This is a genomic window from Paenibacillus radicibacter, assembly GCF_024721995.1.
In the GTDB taxonomy this organism is placed as follows: domain Bacteria; phylum Bacillota; class Bacilli; order Paenibacillales; family NBRC-103111; genus Paenibacillus_AM; species Paenibacillus_AM radicibacter.
This window is the reverse complement of sequence record NZ_JANQBC010000002.1, coordinates 467,437-485,073: the sequence shown is the minus strand read 5'-3', so window position 1 is coordinate 485,073 and position 17,637 is coordinate 467,437. Positions and strand designations below refer to the sequence as shown.

The following is a 17,637-nucleotide window of genomic DNA, read 5'->3' as shown; positions in this document are numbered from 1 at the left end:
GGGGGATAGAGAAGGGGGGATGAAGGTTCATGTCTTCATTTTTCAAAAGCTTAAACAGGGATAAAGTTTTACTATTAATGGCTCTACCGGGTACGTTATGGTTTCTCATTTTTAGTTACTTACCGATGTTCGGTACGGTTATCGCATTTAAGGATTTTAAGATTCATCGGGATGGATTTTTTGCAAGCGTTCTAAATAGTAAGTGGGTTGGGTTCGAGAACTTCAAGTTCTTATTCTCAACGGAAGATGCGTTCATCATTACGCGAAACACGATTTTGTACAACATGGCATTAATTTTCTTAGGTCTGGTATTGGCAGTAGCAATTGCGATTACACTCAATGAGCTTGTCAATAAACGGATGGCAAAAGTATACCAAACGGCAATGTTCATGCCATACTTCTTGTCTTGGGTTATTATCAGCTTCTTCACATTCAGTTTCCTGAGTGTTGATAAAGGGGTGCTCAATCAGCTCATCACAAGCTTCGGTGGTGATCCAGTTGCTTGGTATGCAGATAAGAGATTTTGGCCGTACATCTTGATCTTTATGGGAATCTGGAAATCCATTGGTTATTCCAGCGTTGTGTATTTAGCAGCAATTGCAGGCATTGATAAGTCTTATTATGAAGCGGCCATGATTGATGGCGCGAGCAAGTGGCAGCAAATTAAGTTTGTAACGCTACCGCTCCTTAAACCGCTAATGGTTATTCTTACGATTCTTGCAATCGGCGGTATCTTCCGATCTGACTTCGGTTTGTTCTATCAAATTCCACGTGATTCCGGTGTTATCTACTCCGTGACGAACGTAATTGATACGTACATTTACCGCAGTATGAGTCAGACAGGTAACTTGGGTATGAGTACAGCAGCAGGTTTATATCAATCCGTAGTTGGTTTCGTTCTCGTTATGGTGACGAACTATATCGTCAAGAAGATCAACAAAGAAAACGCTATATTCTAGAAAGGGAGGAAGTGACGTTATGGAAGTACAGAATCAACCGATCAAATCGCCAAAGCTATCGTTGAAGCGGAAGCGAAAAGAAGTCAACAACAACGCCATTACGCCCTTTTGGAATGTGGTACTAAATATTATTATCGGCTTGTTCGCATTCTCTTGTGTTTTCCCGTTTCTTTTCGTTATCGCAATTTCATTTACCGATGAGATGGCGCTAACCATGAATGGTTTTAGCTTATTTCCTGAAAAATTCAGTTTAGAGGCATATAAGTTCGTATTCCAGACCGGTGATCAACTATTCCGCTCGTTCGGAGTCACTGTAATGGTAACCGTACTCGGTACGCTCATTAGTTTATTCCTTATTACGACGTATGCGTATGTGATTTCACGCAGATCGTTCCGCTACCGCAACTTCTTCAGTTTCTTTGCATTCTTCACGATGTTGTTCTCAGGCGGAATGGTGCCAGGTTATATCGTCGTAACCCAATTCTTACATGTGCAAAATACAATTCTAGCGCTAATCCTACCGCAAGCGATGAATGCATTCTTCATTCTCGTCATGCGGACATTCTTCCAGACGACAGTGCCAGATGCACTTGTTGAGGCTGCCAAGATCGACGGTGCAGGCGAGATGCGTACATTCGCTCAGATTGTACTTCCAATCTCATTGCCAGGTATTGCGACAATTGGATTATTCTCTACACTTGGTTATTGGAATGACTGGTTCAACGCCTTGCTTTATATCGACAAAGCAAACCTCGTACCACTTCAAGCCTTGCTGATGCGTATTCAGAACAACATGGAATTCGTCATTCAGAACAGCATGAAGATGGGTGGTTCGAACTTCGAGATCGCAGCAACAATGCCGAAGGAAACGGTTCGTATGGCGATGGTCGTACTTGCGACGTTACCAATTGCACTAGCGTACCCGTTCTTCCAGAAGTACTTCGTGCAAGGCCTGACTGTAGGTTCTTTGAAAGAGTAGTGTTGGTTGATAGGTTTTGAAGTTAGAGGTTTTAAGTTTTTTAGGATGTATTTACTCGTTCTTATAGTTACATTTTCAAAAAGTCATGCGAAGGAGAAAAGAATTAACTGAAGGAGCGTAGCGTTCGACTTTGAAAGAGTGAACATACCTTACAGTCAATTCAAAGTTCACGATTTCACGGAGACTGGAAGTTATTCTTTTATCCGTAGCGAACAGACTTTTTGAAAATGTTGGCTACAATAAGACGCTTAAATAAAAGTTTTCATTTAACATTAAGGGGGATAACAGAAATGAAAATGAAAAAATCATTATCACTTGCATTAGTAGGCACAATGCTATTCACGAGCTTACTAACAGGTTGTGGCGGCGGTAAGAACGATGCTGGCGCAGTGAAAGAAACTGATAAGCCTGATGCAGTCGCATCTGAGCTGAAACCTTACGAACTTAAGATGTACCTAGTAGGTGGCCCACAAAAAGATTTAGACATGGTCGTTAAAGAAATTAACAAATATACAAAAGAGAAGATCAATGCAACAGTTGATATCAAAATGTTCGATTGGGGCGATTACGACAAGCGTATGCAAGTAATCACAGCTTCCGGTGAGCCGTACGATATCGCATTTACAGCTTCTTGGACAAATGACTTCCGTCGTAACGCAGCGAACGGTACATTCATGGGATTGAATGACTTACTTGATAAGTATGGAAAAGAAACGAAAGCTGCACTTGACCCACGTTTCTTAGAAGGTACGAAAATTAAAGGCGAAATTTACGGTGTACCTGTAAACAAAGAGTTAGGTCAACAATGGGTATGGCGCTTCAACAAGAAATATGTAGATAAGTACAACATGGACATCAGCAAAGTACACACACTTGAAGAGCTTGAGCCGTTACTTAAGAAAATCAAAGAGAACGAGCCAAACGACATTACACCTCTAGCGGTTCCGAAAAACTACAAGCCATACATGCCATTTGACTATGTACTTGGTGATGAGTTGCCAATCGGGGTTTACATGGATTCCAAAGACGGCAAAGTTGTAAACGTTCTTGACACACCAGAACTTACAAGCGCGCTTGATACAATGCGCAGATTCTACACGAATGGATACTTGCGTCCAGACGTAGCGACACTTGATGGTATCGATAACATGAAGACGGGTAAATGGTTCGCTGACCGTGAAATTACACAACCATATGCGGAAAAAGGCTGGTCCCGTTCTGCTGGTTATGAGATCGTAACTTCTCCAATGCACGATCCGTATGTATACACACAATCAGCTGCAGGTTCCATGCATGCGATTTCCGTAACTTCTGGTAACCCAGAGCGCGCTATGATGTTCTTGAACTTGCTAAACTCAGATAAATACCTTCGTAACTTGATTAACTATGGTATTGAAGGCACGCACTATAAGAAAATTTCTGATAACGTAATCGAAGAATTGCCTGCAATGAAAGACAACTATGCAATGCCTGGTTTCTCCCTTGGTAACATGTTCTTGACTTACTTGCATGCAGATGAGCCTGCTGACAAGTGGGATGCATTCAAGAAGTTCAATGAAAGCTCCAAGGAAGCTCCAACATTCGGTTTCGCATTTGATCCAGCACCAGTGAAGACAGAAGTAGCAGCAATTAACAACGTATCCAAAGAGTTCATTCCTGCGCTATTTACAGGTTCTGTAGATCCGAAGGAATACTTGCCTAAAGCACAGAAGAAATTCAAAGAAGCAGGACTTGATAAAGTAATTGCAGAAGTACAAAAGCAATTTGATGATTGGAAAGCTTCGAAAAAATAATAATCTGCATAGAAGACCATCATGCGGATCAGGGACAGGCAGCTTAGCTGCCTGTTTCTTTTATAAAGGAGGAGAAATACAAGATGAAGCCTATTATCGTATTCTATGATCCATCTTTTCCATATTCAGGTGAACGGTTGCCATTGGCAGCATTCGCTCAATTACAAAATGAAGTTCAAATTGTAGATGCTCAAAACTTGGAATCCGCATTATCTGGGTTAGATGGAGGATGTTTCGTTAACCTTCACGCTCCTTATTTTCCAAAGCAGGCTTGGCCAGCAATTCTTGGCTATTTGCAAAAAGGTGGCGGACTTGTCAGTAGCGGTGGTGCACCATTTAAAGTTCCTGTTCGTTTGGAAAATAACGAGTGGGTGAAGGAACCTGAACAAACCAGCTATCATCAACAAATCAACATCCATGAGACGATGCCGGTGCAAGCTGCACCGATTGATCATTTCATTGCGAATCTCGATATTCCAGTATGCAGTGAATACATGGACCTACTTACGGTGGAGCCAACGTACAGCTTGATCTTACATGTAACGCACCAGAGTGATCAGCCGCATGAAGGCGGTACATCTGGCCCAATGGATACGCACATTTATCCGCTTGTAAAAGGGGTTTCGAAGGCAAAGCGTGAAGTTGCAGCACCAATTGTACTGATGGAACAGACAAAGGGAGACTTCCGCGGCAGTCGCTGGATGTTCATCAATCAACAACTAACGGAGAAGTTCTGGTCGAATAAAGGTGTTGAAGCCATTCTTGAATGGGCTAAGTTCTGTGCCCGTGGTGTAACGGAGATGTGGGCTCGTCCATCGCTTGCTTGCTATGATCCGGGAGATAAAGCGAAATTGCGTTTCCAGTTCCAGCATGTACAGCGCAAATCCTGTGTTCATTCTGAGCTTCATAATGCAGAGTGGACATTCGACTTTGCACTTACGAAGGTTGGACAGTCCGAGGACTTAATCTGGACGGATTGTGAGTCTGTATCTAATTCCCATGAACTGCAGATGCACCATTTGCAAATTCCAATTGATTTGGAAGCGGGTCGGTATGAGCTTACGGTTATTGCAATGTCGAATCTTGGAGAAAAACGCATCATTCACCAAGGGTTCTGGTGTAAAGATGTGGAATTATTACAGTCAGGCGAGATGCTCTCGTGTGATCGAGATTATTTTCACAAAGACGGAAAGCCAATGCCTATCGTTGGGATGACTTACATGAGTTCGGATGTGGCGCGGAAGTTTATTTTCATGCCGAATGTGTCCGTGTGGAACAAAGATATGGCGACAATGAAGAATGCGGGCATTAACCTCATCCGTACAGGAATTTGGACAAGTTACCGTCATGCGATGTATGTGGATGGTCATCCATCAGAAGATGTACTGTGCGCGATTGATGCGTTTATCATGACAGCGAAACAATATGATCTTGAAGTGACCTTCACGTTCTTCGCCTTTACACCGGAGACATGGGAAGGGGTTAATCCGTACTTAGATCCAAGGTCGATTGAGGCGCAGAAGCGATTCATTGCTGCGGTTGTGTCCAGACATCAACATACGAAGAATGTACATTGGGATTTCATTAATGAACCTTCGATGTTTGATCCGAAGCGGATCTTTGAGGGGCCGCGCAGCGCACAAGATGCTTTTGAGCGTCATGCATATATTGATTGGCTCAAAGAGCGCCATGCATCGATTGATGAACTGCAAGTACGTTGGGGCTTTACACCCGCACAACTGCCAAGTTTCGAAGCGATCCAGCTTCCAGAACATAAAGACATTAACTTTGACATCCAAGATATGATTTTTGGTAAAAAGGGTACGCAGTGGCTCGACTATTCACTATTTACGATGGCGATGCTTAACCAGTGGACACTTACGATGCGTGAGACGATCCAAGCATTCAATCCGAACCAATTAGTGACGATTGGACAAGATGAAGCCTTGTACTTCCAACGCCCATCCCCATTTTTCTATGAAGAAACGGTTGATTATACGACGAATCATTCCTGGTGGCTGATGGATCAGCTCGTGTGGGATGGTATTTTTGCGAAGACACCATATAAGCCGAACTTGATTCAAGAAACAGGCATTATGTATGTGGAAACACCAGATGGTAAAGCGAAACGTACAGAAGAAGAATTGCGCAACATCCTAGAGCGGAAATATGCGTACTCATTCTCAACTGGTGGAGCGGGTGCTGTGCAATGGCTGTGGAATACGAATTTCTATATGGATAACATCAATGAGTCCAATATTGGTGCAATTCGAGCGGATGGAACGGAGAAGCCAGAGGCGAATGTATCGTATGATTTCGGTGCATTCATGGGGGAGATTAGCCCATTATTCCAAGATCGTAAGTTAGAAGACATTGTGGTTATTTTCCCATATTCGAATGATTTATCCAATCGTAGACTCGCGGTTGAAGCAACAAGTCGATTAACGCGGGTGCTGACGTATGAGATGAATGTCCATTTCCGTGCGCTCAGTGAGTATCAATTAGATGCACTGAAGGACCAGCCAGCGAAGCTTATTGTGGTTCCAAGTGCACATAACTTTAGTTCAGAAGCGTTCGATCAGTTAATTACTCATGTTGCGGATTTTGGTGCGACGTTATTAGTCACAGGACCACTGCGTATGGATGCTTATTGGAAGCAAGTCGAGCGATTAACGGAGCAGGTTGGAGCATCTGTTATCGGAAATGTTCTACGTGAAGAAGCGTTTGATCTGGGTGGCAAGCGGGTTCCATTATCGTATAGTGCTCGCAAGATTGCGAAGCTAAGCAAGGAGCTTATGCTAGATTCAGAAACAGGAACCGCATCGAGGGAAGCAGCATCCTTACAAGAAATCGCAATTGGCAAAGGTCGCATGCTTTGGTGTGGATTGCCTATTGAGATGAATGATCGAACGGAATCGATTGAACAATTGTATCAGTATGCGATTGAACAATGTGAGATTGAACCTGAGCTTGTATGGGAGCAAGGTGGCGATCTAGCTGGAATTTATGGTAGAAAGCTAAGCTTTAAGCAAGGCTCCCTGTATATATTCGTATCTGAATACGGTGTGGATGCTGAGATTAAGGTCGCAGACCCAACGACTAATCAACAGTATGATTTCAGAGTAGAGAGTGAGCGAACAGTGATGTTTGCTGTGGATCTACAAGGTAAATTAATTGCTGTTTACCGTCCAGAAGAAGTTGAAATCAGCATGAAACCGTGGAAATAAGGGGGATTCAAGCATGGAATATGCAGTAGGAATTGATATTGGTGGTACGAAGACAGCGATCGGAATTGTAAGTGTTGAAGGGCAGGTCGTAACGAAACAAGTACTACCTACTGATTTGACGATTTCACCAGCGATGATGATAGACCGCATCTGCGATACCGTACAGCAAATGATGAAGGATTCTGGACTTGCTCCAGAATCTTTCAGCGGAATTGGCATTGGTGCACCTGGCCCACTTGATACGAGTAAAGGTATGATTGCGTGCCCACCAAATTTACCGGAGTGGGTAGATATTCCGGTTGTCGAGATGTTCCAAGCAAAGTTTGATATGCCGATTCGGATGGAAAACGATGCAACAGCAGGAGCATTAGCCGAGAAGTGGAAGGGCGCAGCGCAGGCGAATGAGAACTTCATTTATTTAACAATCAGTACGGGCATTGGTGCTGGTATCTATGTCGACGGTAAACTCGCAACTGGTGCAAGAGGCAATGCTGGCGATGTTGGACATATGATTATAGATCCAAGCTATGGTACATGCGTATGTGGTCAGAAGGGCTGCTTCGAATATATCGCCTCAGGTACAGGTATTGCACGCAAAGGGTCTGAACTGATGGGCGAAGATTTGACGACCAAGCAAATTTTCCAATTATATGAAGATAAACATCCGGTAATTGAACCGTTTATTCATGATATATACACGTATATCGGAATGGGTTGTGTAAGCCTTATCAATTTATTCGATCCAGAGAAGATAGTTATTGGGGGCGGGGTCTCGCAAGTTGGTGAGTCCTTATTCCAAGGCGTGCAGCAGTATGTACAGCAATTTGCGCTGAATACAGCAGGGAGAAAGACAGAGATCGTACCTGCTTCCTTGAACCAAGATGCCGGCCTGATTGGTGCGGCAGCACTTATTCTATCTACACCTAGAGGCGTAACGAAGTCATGAGCAAGAACTAACAAAGGATGTGTAATGATGGTTTATCCAGTAAAATTTGCTCCTCTTTCACATAAACGAATTTGGGGTGGCAGTCAGCTTAAAGAATGGTTCGGCGAAACCACAGAAGAGAAAATCGGCGAGTATTGGGTGCTTTCCGGTCATCCAAGCAGTACTAGCGTCGTTATAAATGGTGAATTAGGTGGGAAATCGCTCGTTGAACTGACAGAGACTTACCCAGAAGCGTATTTGGGCAACTCGCAGCAGAAGCGTTTTCCGCTACTCATTAAATTCTTAGAAGCATCCGATGATCTATCCGTTCAAATTCATCCAGATGATGCTTATGCACAAGAACATGAAGGCGATTACGGGAAGACGGAAGCTTGGTACATTCTAGGTGCAGAAGAAGGCGCTAAAGTGAACTACGGCCACTCTTTCCAAGATCGCGAGCATTATTGTGAATCCGTGCGTGAAGGCAAGGTCAAGGAGCACTTGAACTACTTGCCTGTGCAAGAAGATCAGATTATCTTCGTACCTGCGAAGTCGATGCACGCCTTAATGTCTGGTACGACATTGATCGAAATTCAACAAACCTCTGATGTCACTTACCGTGTATATGACTGGGATCGTGTAGAAGCAGATGGCAAGCCACGCGAGCTTCATATCGAGAAAGCGGCTGACGCAATGCGTTATGGTGATGATCAACTTGCGATGATGCCAGGAACAGACGACCGTAGATACATGATAGTGGAGAATAACCAAGTAAGCGTAGAGCATATGGTCACTTGCCCGTATTTTACAATTGAAAAAATGATCGTGAAGCAAGGATCGCATACGCTGCAATTAGGTAAAGCAGGTAACCCTGATGTGCTAGTCGTTGCAGAAGGTGAAGGGGAACTTACAGGTGAAGGCTTTGAACCGATCTCCCTTAAACGTGGAGACACAGTCTTAATTCCAAGTACGGTACATGCGTACCATGTAACTTCTACTTCCAAAATCCGTTTGCTTCGGACATACTATTAGACGAAAGAGTCGCCATTATGGCGGCTTTTTTTGCGTTCCGCATATATTTTTGTGATATATTGGGTTTATTCTATAATTTTCGTAAAAAGGTGGCTTTACTCATGTCCAAACGGCAACATGTCGCAGAAATATTAGCGAAATTACGTATAAATGAAGTGCTGCGTGATTACGATCCACATCTCGCAGGTACTTTCCCAATTGAAATTGATATCCCAGCAAGCGATGCAGACATTTTGTGTGAAGCACAAGATATACAGCAGTTTCGTAAGGTAGTAGAAGAACAATATGGGTCATATCCCGATTTTCAAATCGTGGAACAAGATGTGAAACAATTGCCAACTCTTATTGTAAATTTTACATGTGAAGATCTGCCGATTGAAATTTTTGCACAGAATCGCCCTGTGAAAGAGCAGAATGGCTATCTACATATGGTCATCGAAGAGCGAATGTTAAAGCTTGCAGGTGAGGGTGCGAAAGAATCGATTCGACAGCTCAAATTAAATGGACTTAAGACGGAGCCAGCATTCGCTCACTACTTCCATTTATCTGGTAATCCTTACAATCGATTATTAGAGCTTGTTCATGCTGATGATGTGGAATTAAAGCATATAATCGAAGCTCGTATGGATGCAGGTTGGACGGTAAGTGAAGAGAAGGCAGCGATTCTGAGCCGTGCGCATGAATATGTTAGGCAGGAGCTTGAATCGGATGCAAGTGGACATGATTGGTGGCATATTTATCGGGTTGTACAGACGACGAAGACGATTGCCAAGCAAGAACGAGCGAATGCATTCGTCTGTGAGTTAGCGGCACTTATGCATGATTTGGCGGATGACAAGGTAGTCGCCTCTGAAGCGGAAGGACTTACGAACATTCAAGCTTGGTTGACGCACAATCAAGTGGATACAAGCACCATTGCTGAAGTGATTGAGATCATTACGACGATGTCGTTCAAGGGTGGCAACCGTCCACCGATTCGTACATTAGAAGGAAAAGTCGTTCAAGACGCAGATCGCTTGGATGCGATTGGTGCAATGGGCATTTCTCGTGTGTTTGCGTATTCCGGTGCGAAGAACCGCTTGATCCATGATCCAGCGATTCGTCCGCGTGAGCAGATGACAACGGCCGAATATCGTAGCGGCGAGGATACGGCGATTAATCATTTTTATGAGAAATTGCTAAAGCTTAAAGATCTAATGAATACGAACTATGGCAGACAGATGGCAGAAGAACGCCATACGTTTATGGAGCAATACTTAGATCAGTTTTATGCGGAGTGGGAAGGGATTAAATAATAGATAAAGCCAAGCTTCGGTTTGGGATAAGGGAGCGGGATGGAAGATGAGTACGTGGAATGATCGATTTGTGCGTACGCAGGAGCAGCGTGACCGATATGATCTACTTACACCTTTAGTAGAGTGCTTTGCGGGGCGAGCAAGTGAAGTGGATGAACAGAATGGTTTCTCATTTGAAAATATTACGGATCTGAAGGCGATTGGCTATCATGCATTAACCGTACCTGATCAGTATGGTGGTGCTGGAATTAGCTTGTATGAAGTTGCGCTTATGCAAGAGCGTTTGGCACAAGGGGATGCAGCGACGGCACTTGGTATGGGCTGGCATATTGGTTGTGTGTACGATCTTGCACATTCTGGCAAATGGGACGAAGCGGTGTTCGCCCGTGTGGCTCGTGATATTGCTGCGAATGGAACACTACTCAATCGTGCATCCTCGGAACCTGCAAACGGAAGTCCAACCCGTGGAGGTAAGCCGGAGACGACAGCAATACGGACTAACAATGGCTGGCGAATTCACGGACGTAAGACGTTCACAACCCTATCGCCTGTACTTGATCATATTATCGTATCGGCGACCATTACGGATTCGCAGGAAGTTGCCGAATTCCTCATACCGCGAGAGACGACAGGCATTCGAATTGATGAGACATGGAACATGATGGGGATGCGTGGCACGGGAAGTCATGATCTCATCTTGGAGAATGTGGATTTGCCTTTAGAAGCATTAGTCAGAAGGTTGACGCCTGGCGATGGAAAGGCATCCCCTTATCATCTGTTCATTCCTGCCACTTATCTTGGAATTGCACTTGCCGCTCGAAGAGAAGCGTTAGTATTCGCGGCGAACTACCAGCCGAACAGCTTGACGGAACCGATTATTCATTTGCCCCATATTCGAGAGCAGATCGGAAGGATCGATCTGGCATTATCTTCAGCAAGAGCCTTTATGTATAGCGTGGCACAGAGGTGGGATACAGAGAAATGTCTCATACCATCTGAGCTTGCGGCAGTTAAGCATACTGCTACGAATACAGCAATCTCTGTTGTTGATCAAGCCATGCGGATCGTTGGTGCACATAGCCTGTCGATGAATCATCCGCTGCAACGCATGTATCGTGATGTTCGCTTTGGCCTACATAATCCACCGATGGATGATAGCACAATTCGGATGCTGGGTGATTTGGCAGTGAAAGAAACGCTGGCAGATTAAATGGTTCTCTAGGCACTTTGTAAACTTCATACACATACAATAAGAACGATTAACAATCCTTTAAGGTATGAAGGAGAAACGTATATGCAAGAAACAGGCAATATGGGGAAGTATGTCATTATTGAAGATGATGTGCGTTTAGGAATAGATGTACGAATTGGCAATCATGTCATCATTTATGCGGGTTCAATCATCGGGGATCATACGGTTATTCAAGATCATGCGGTTATTGGTAAACAGCCTACCAGAGCGAGAAATTCAGCACTCCCTACAACTGTCAAACCGCTTGATCCCGTTGTAATTGGCAGTGGCTGTACGATCGGTACATCATCCATCATCTATGCAGGGGCTGTTCTTGGATCTGATGTGTATGTCGCCGATTTAGCAACCATTCGTGAACGAACCGTGATTGGGGAACAGACGATTGTCGGCAGAGGTGTGGCGATAGAGAACGATTGCGTCATTGGCAGAGCGTGTAAACTAGAAACCAATAGTTACATAACGGCATACTCGGAGCTTGGCAATCAGGTATTTATTGCGCCATGTGTGGTAACGACTAATGATAATAATCTTGCACGAGGCATGGACCCGGCAGCTAAGTTTATAGGCGTTACCGTTCGTCATGGGGGGCGAATTGGCGCGAATGCGACCATTTTGCCAGGAAAAGTGATCGAAGAAGAAGGTGTGGCAGGAGCGGGCAGTGTTGTGACGCATAATATTCCTGCACGCGAAGTATATCTAGGCTCACCAGCGAGACGATTACGTGATGTACCGGAACATCAGTTACTTGATCAGCCATAGACCAGTTCAATGCCATTACTAGCAAAAGTTAGGGTTTGTCTTGCTCCGTGCGATCAATTATGATCTAATAAGTAAATTAGAGTGAGAGATGACGGAGGAAAGTAATGGACTATATAGTACTCGATATCGAATTTAATGGACGCAAATTTGCTAGCGATAAACCGATGGAAGTCATTGAAATTGGTGCCGTTCGACTGAATGACCAGTTAGAGGAGATCGATACGTTCTCGGCACTAATTAAACCGGTTTATTTTGCAAAGTTAAATAAATTTATTAGAGATAAGACAGGAATTGTCCAAGAGGAAATTGATCAGGCAGAAGGATTTAAGCCAGTCGTTACAGAGTTTCTAGCTTGGCTACAAAAAAGAAGCGACTACTTACTCCTGACTTGGGGGAAAGAAGATGTGAAGCGAATCGTATTCGATACACGCATGCATGAGATGGATGATTCGTATTGGATGGCGATGCAATCGCTGGATTTGCTTAAAGGCTACATCAAGGTGAAGAAGCATACGAATGATATTAGTGTAGAGTCCGCGTTGCACGAACTCGGTATCGAGACAGATGGTGTGACACATCGTGCATTTGAGGATGCGAGAAGTACAGCTCAAATTTTCAAGGCGGTATTTGCAGAGTTAGATCTATCGGCTGTGTCGCAGTATGTAGATACCTATACGAATGCCAAAGAACGACGCATGGTCAAGAATGCCATGAAGACGTTCCGCATGCAGAAAATTCCACTCGACTGGGATCAGATGTATGAGAAGATTATTAAGACGAAGATTACTTCCGAAGAGACGAAGAAACTTGAAGAGCTTCGACAATATTTTGAATCGGAAAAAGAGAATAGTCTACAAGCGACGAAGAGTAATTGACCTTAATGTCAATTGCTCTTTTTTAATTTCACAAAAAATTTGAATAGAACTCATTTTGCCTATTGTGATGTATTAAATAATCATATATATTAAATAGTGTACAATAAATATTAATTATTATACATTAATCGAATCAATAGTATACAATAAAGGAAACGAAAATTGACGTCAACGATTGATTCAGGTGAGGAGGCAGTGTATGTCAAGGGGAATCGGTGTCAGCGGTATGGGGAGAATTGGACGACTGCTGATTAGAAACATTTTTTCTACTAAAGTGCCAAGTGTTAATTTAAAGGTGATTAATTGCATATATCCAGTAGAGACAGTTGCACACTTGCTCAAGTATGATACCGTGCACGGAAGATGGAATGCGGATGTTTCGATCGATGACGGCAAGCTAATCGTGAATGGTCATTCCATTATTATTACTTATGAACGTGATCCTGAGCGTATACCATGGGAACAGTTAGGTGTTCAGACGGTAATTGATGCAACAGGTAAATTCAATGAGCGCGAAGGTGCACAGAAGCATATTGATGCGGGTGCAACGACGGTCCTAATTACAGCGCCAGGTAAGCAAATGGATCTTACTGTTGTCATGGGTGTGAATGATCATCTCTATGATCCTGAGAAACATACATTCCTATCCGCAGCATCCTGCACGACGAACTGTGTGGCTCCACTGCTTCACATTCTGGATCAAAAGTTCCAAGTACAAAGAGGCTGGATGACGACGGTTCACTCGTTCACATCTGACCAGAATCACCTTGACAATCCACACAAGGATTTGCGTAGAGCAAGAGCTTGTACCCAATCTATCGTGCCGACGAGCACAGGTGTGGGTAAAGCACTACTAGACGTTATTCCGCATCTTGCACCTGTTATTGAAGGGATATCGGTTCGTGTACCGACGCAAGACGTATCGCTTGTCGATTTAACCGTTCAAGTATCACAAGATGTGACGGTAGAAGAAGTACGTGCTGCTTTCATCGATGCTGCAAATGGAGATCTCTTCCCTTATGTGGAGTATTCCAATGAACCGCTCGTATCGATGGACTTTGTAGGTTGCACGAAATCGGCAGTTGTAGATGGTTTGTCGCTTATGGCAGCGGGTAATCAAATTAAGGTGCTCGCTTGGTATGACAATGAATGGGCTTATGCATGTAGGGTAGTGGAACTCGCTCAATTAGTTGAAGAGAGGATTGTGATGAATAGATGGGATCCAACGCTCGTTCGCTAGAATTAGGTGTCATCATATGTAAACACTGCGGAACGATAATTGATACTGTCAACACCAATCGCGTACAAACTTTTTATAGCGACTGCATGGAGGAATCCTGCGTCTTAGCACGACTAGAGCAAGGGGAAGAAGATCCATTTATCTTCTAATTTATAGATTAGAGCGAGTAGGAGATAATCCTACTCGCTTTTGTTTTGTCTCCATTAATTTAGAGTCAGGGAGCTAAAGACTTCTCCAATCAGTCCCTTAGTCTGATGGACACCTAGGTCTGTATTCGTCATGAGGATGACGGCTGATTCACGCTTTGGGTACGCAACTAACATACACTGAAACCCGACACCCCAACCGAGTGATGAAATCTCACTTTCCTCTTCCGTGTGATCTAAGAATAGTCCAAGCCCTGCCCATTCCTTACAGCCTTGAGGAGTCATCATCTCTTGCGCCAATCTGGGATAGAGGAAGGACTCGCGATTTCCATTGCAATTGCATGACTTCATCACAGCGATAATTAATTGTGCGAGATCAGTCGGTGTGGTCCACAGACCAGCCGTTGCTGGATAAGGATAGATCGGATATTTGTTGCTAACAATATGTCCGTATTTATCGTGTCCGCAAGCAACATGCTCACGAATGAAGTCAGGGACGGACAGTAAGTAGGCGCTGCTTGTCATATGTAAAGGTTCAAATACAAATTGTTGCATCACCGTCTCAAAAGGTTTACCACACACATCTTCAATAAGCTGTTGAATGATACAATAGCCAGCATCGGAATAGTGGAATTCACTTCCGGGTTCATATCGTACTTGTATCATTTCGTGACAGTAAGAGGATTTCCCATTTAATAAATCCGTTATTTTAGGAATGCCATGACTTAATTGTAGGATATCGAAGCTGCCTTCTGGATCGATGAAACCTCCTTGATGGCTGAGCAGTGTCCGTAAAGTCACTTTATAATTCGTCGTATAGGCATTATCTTGTACTTTCCACGAAACAAGTCGTTCATTCACATCTTCATCTAAGTCCAATTTGCCAAGTTCGATTAATTTCATTACCAATACAGAAGTAACAAATTTACTAATGGAGCAGGCATTAAATATGGATTCTGCATTCACTTGCTGCTTCTCTCCAGCCTCAAGCTCCCCGTAGCTTGTAACTAGATGAATAGCACCCTGTGACACTTGTGCGATACTTAAGGCAGATACTTGATAATGCGCCATGCGTTCAGGGATGTTGATCATTTGTTTCATGCTTGCCTCCTAGGTATGTACACTTGAATATTACTCAGTATAGAACATATGTTCTTTGTTTTCAATAATCAATTTAATTGGCATGATTCTTGCTTATTTAGAATATAGGATACTTTGCAATTTACATCTATTAGAACGGAGGGGTAATGATTTCGAACAATAATACGAAATGTATCGAACAATAGGGTGACTTTCTAGTGAAGGATACAGTTGTATAATGATTTAGATAGTTATGGCACACTTCGCCTAACAATTTGGCGTGTTTTTATGGAGGTATTCTCTTTACAATACAATGTAAACGCCTTCAATAAAGGCGAAGATGGAGGATAATCTTATGCATTTTGATTTAAAAAGAGTACCTTTCAGCAGATACGGATCCTATTTTGTAATATCTCACTTAAAAACAACAGATAAACGTATGGAAGGTTGCTACTTACGTATTGTACGTGGCGGCGATAACGATATTGGAGCGGTATTTCGGATTGCAATAATGAAGGATGGACAGGAGATTTCGTATACGTATGAAGCTACTCCAACTGAACTTATGCTCGATACTGAACATGGTTATGTCAAATGGTGCATAGCAGAAAATGATTTCGTCCATGTACAAGCAAGTGGGGTAGGTCTTAGACTTCATTATGAACCAGGTGCTTATGATTATGCGATTAAGCTGCACGAAGGCCACAAGCGATGCTGGGAAGTGAACAGTTTCAAGCGTGAGACAAGATTCAAGCTTACACCACTTGTTGGTGATATTATGGTCGATTCTCAGTGGGAAGGACTGCATTCCAAACATATTACGCTTGATTGTCTAACAGATAAGACGACAGGTAAGCTTGAATTTACAATTGAAGAATATCGAGCCGTTCCGAAGAAGCGGGATGGATACCCAAGCTATGAACAAAGTTTAGCACGTGTAAAAATGGACTATGAAGCGTGGGTAGTACGCACATTACCTTCGCCTGCACCTTATGAAGAAGCAAGAGAGCTTGCAGCATATATCACATGGTCATGTATAGTGAAAGCAGACGGTTACTTACCACGAGATGCGATGTACATGTCCAAGAATTGGATGACAAATATTTGGAGCTGGGATCACTGCTTCAACGCGATGGCGCTTATCAAGACAAATCCGCAGCTTGCGTGGGATCAGCTTATGATTTTCTTTGATCGACAGGATGAGAGTGGGATGCTGCCTGACTTTATGAATGACCGGACTGCACTGTGGAACTGCTGCAAGCCACCCATTCATGGTTGGACACTGAAGTGGATGATGGATCGGACAACATTCCTAACCGAAGATCATTACAGAGAAATTTACGCACCTCTTGCAGCATGGACGAATTGGTGGCTTAAGCATCGAGATGATGATCAAGACGGTATTCCACAATATAACCACGGCAATGATTGCGGATGGGACAATAGCACGGTATTCCTAACCTCAATTCCTGTAGAAAGTCCGGATTTGTGCGCCTTCCTTATTTTACAAATGGACATTCTTGCACAGATTGCCGATATACTAGGCGACGAAACGGAAGCAAATCAGTGGCGAACGCAAGCAAATGATCTGTTAGATCGTATGCTTGCCCATTTCTGGGATGGAGAGAAGTTTGTCGCGATGCAATCTGGAACACATGAGGGATCAACTGGGGATAGCTTACTGCTATTCATGCCGATTATTCTAGGGGATCGATTGCCACATGAAATTCGTGTTCGATTGATTGCGGGATTGAAAGAAACAGGACGCTTTTTAACGGAAAATGGACTTGCGACAGAGAGTGTCAAAAGTTCGTTCTATTCCAGTGATGGCTACTGGAGAGGGCCGATCTGGGCGCCATCGACAATGCTGCTTATTGATGGGTTAACACGTTCAGGCGAGAGGGAATTTGCACAAGAACTTGCAAGAAAATTCTGTAATATGGCTGCAAGAAACGGCATGGCAGAGAACTATAACGCCATAACAGGCGAAGGATTGCGCGACCCTGCATTTACGTGGACGTCGAGTGTGTTCCTCATCCTAACAAGCGAATGGGTGTAATTTAGAGTGCGAAAGA

At 43.6% G+C, this 17,637-nt stretch carries 14 protein-coding genes; 13 read left to right on the top strand and 1 reads right to left on the bottom strand.

Going from position 1 to position 17,637, the window contains the following annotated elements; genetic code table 11:
• The first annotated feature begins 29 nt into the window (after window positions 1-29).
• From NV379_RS07585 to NV379_RS07525, 12 genes are all read left to right on the top strand, one after another.
• Entirely contained in the window at window positions 30-959 is a 930-nt protein-coding gene (locus tag NV379_RS07585) for an ABC transporter permease (RefSeq protein ID WP_258206675.1), read from the top strand.
• 19 nt (window positions 960-978) lie between these two features.
• Entirely contained in the window at window positions 979-1,938 is a 960-nt protein-coding gene (locus NV379_RS07580) for a carbohydrate ABC transporter permease (RefSeq protein WP_258206674.1), read from the top strand.
• Between the two features lie 290 nt (window positions 1,939-2,228).
• Entirely contained in the window at window positions 2,229-3,731 is a 1,503-nt protein-coding gene (locus NV379_RS07575; protein WP_258206673.1) for an ABC transporter substrate-binding protein, read from the top strand.
• A gap of 83 nt (window positions 3,732-3,814) precedes the next feature.
• Window positions 3,815-6,958, top strand: a complete 3,144-nt coding sequence (locus NV379_RS07570; protein ID WP_258206672.1) for a beta-galactosidase — start codon at window positions 3,815-3,817, stop codon at window positions 6,956-6,958.
• A 13-nt stretch (window positions 6,959-6,971) separates the two neighbouring features.
• Window positions 6,972-7,904, top strand: coding sequence for an ROK family protein (locus NV379_RS07565; RefSeq protein WP_258206671.1), 933 nt, complete (start codon window positions 6,972-6,974; stop codon window positions 7,902-7,904).
• Window positions 7,905-7,931: 27 nt separating this feature from the next.
• Window positions 7,932-8,915, top strand: coding sequence for a type I phosphomannose isomerase catalytic subunit (locus NV379_RS07560; protein ID WP_258206670.1), 984 nt, complete (start codon window positions 7,932-7,934; stop codon window positions 8,913-8,915).
• 101 nt (window positions 8,916-9,016) lie between these two features.
• A complete protein-coding gene (locus NV379_RS26040) occupies window positions 9,017-10,210 on the top strand; it encodes a DUF4269 domain-containing protein (protein ID WP_308860258.1) in 1,194 nt (397 codons plus the stop codon).
• A 46-nt stretch (window positions 10,211-10,256) separates the two neighbouring features.
• A complete protein-coding gene (locus NV379_RS07545; RefSeq protein ID WP_258206669.1) occupies window positions 10,257-11,420 on the top strand; it encodes an acyl-CoA dehydrogenase family protein in 1,164 nt (387 codons plus the stop codon).
• Between the two features lie 84 nt (window positions 11,421-11,504).
• Complete coding sequence (locus NV379_RS07540) at window positions 11,505-12,221, top strand: acyltransferase (protein ID WP_258206668.1); 717 nt, start codon at window positions 11,505-11,507, stop codon at window positions 12,219-12,221.
• 104 nt (window positions 12,222-12,325) lie between these two features.
• The gene (locus NV379_RS07535; RefSeq protein WP_258206667.1) at window positions 12,326-13,096 is read left to right on the top strand and encodes a 3'-5' exonuclease; all 771 of its coding nucleotides are present in this window, start codon (window positions 12,326-12,328) and stop codon (window positions 13,094-13,096) included.
• Window positions 13,097-13,295: 199 nt separating this feature from the next.
• Window positions 13,296-14,336 carry a type I glyceraldehyde-3-phosphate dehydrogenase gene (gene gap / locus NV379_RS07530; RefSeq protein ID WP_258206666.1) on the top strand — a complete coding sequence of 347 codons (1,041 nt, stop codon included), beginning with the start codon at window positions 13,296-13,298 and terminating at the stop codon, window positions 14,334-14,336.
• Window positions 14,312-14,485, top strand: coding sequence for a GapA-binding peptide SR1P (locus tag NV379_RS07525; protein WP_258206665.1), 174 nt, complete (start codon window positions 14,312-14,314; stop codon window positions 14,483-14,485). The genes gap and NV379_RS07525 overlap by 25 nt, the downstream gene beginning before the upstream one ends.
• Before the next feature lie 54 nt (window positions 14,486-14,539).
• Here NV379_RS07525 and NV379_RS07520 read toward each other — a convergent pair whose 3' ends face one another.
• Window positions 14,540-15,583 carry a serine hydrolase domain-containing protein gene (locus NV379_RS07520; protein WP_258206664.1) on the bottom strand — a complete coding sequence of 348 codons (1,044 nt, stop codon included), beginning with the start codon at window positions 15,581-15,583 and terminating at the stop codon, window positions 14,540-14,542.
• Between the two features lie 334 nt (window positions 15,584-15,917).
• Here NV379_RS07520 and NV379_RS07515 point away from each other — a divergent pair, with 334 nt between their 5' ends.
• Window positions 15,918-17,621 (top strand): amylo-alpha-1,6-glucosidase, encoded by a 1,704-nt coding sequence (locus tag NV379_RS07515; protein ID WP_258206663.1) that lies wholly within the window; start codon window positions 15,918-15,920, stop codon window positions 17,619-17,621.
• Window positions 17,622-17,637 lie beyond the last annotated feature (16 nt).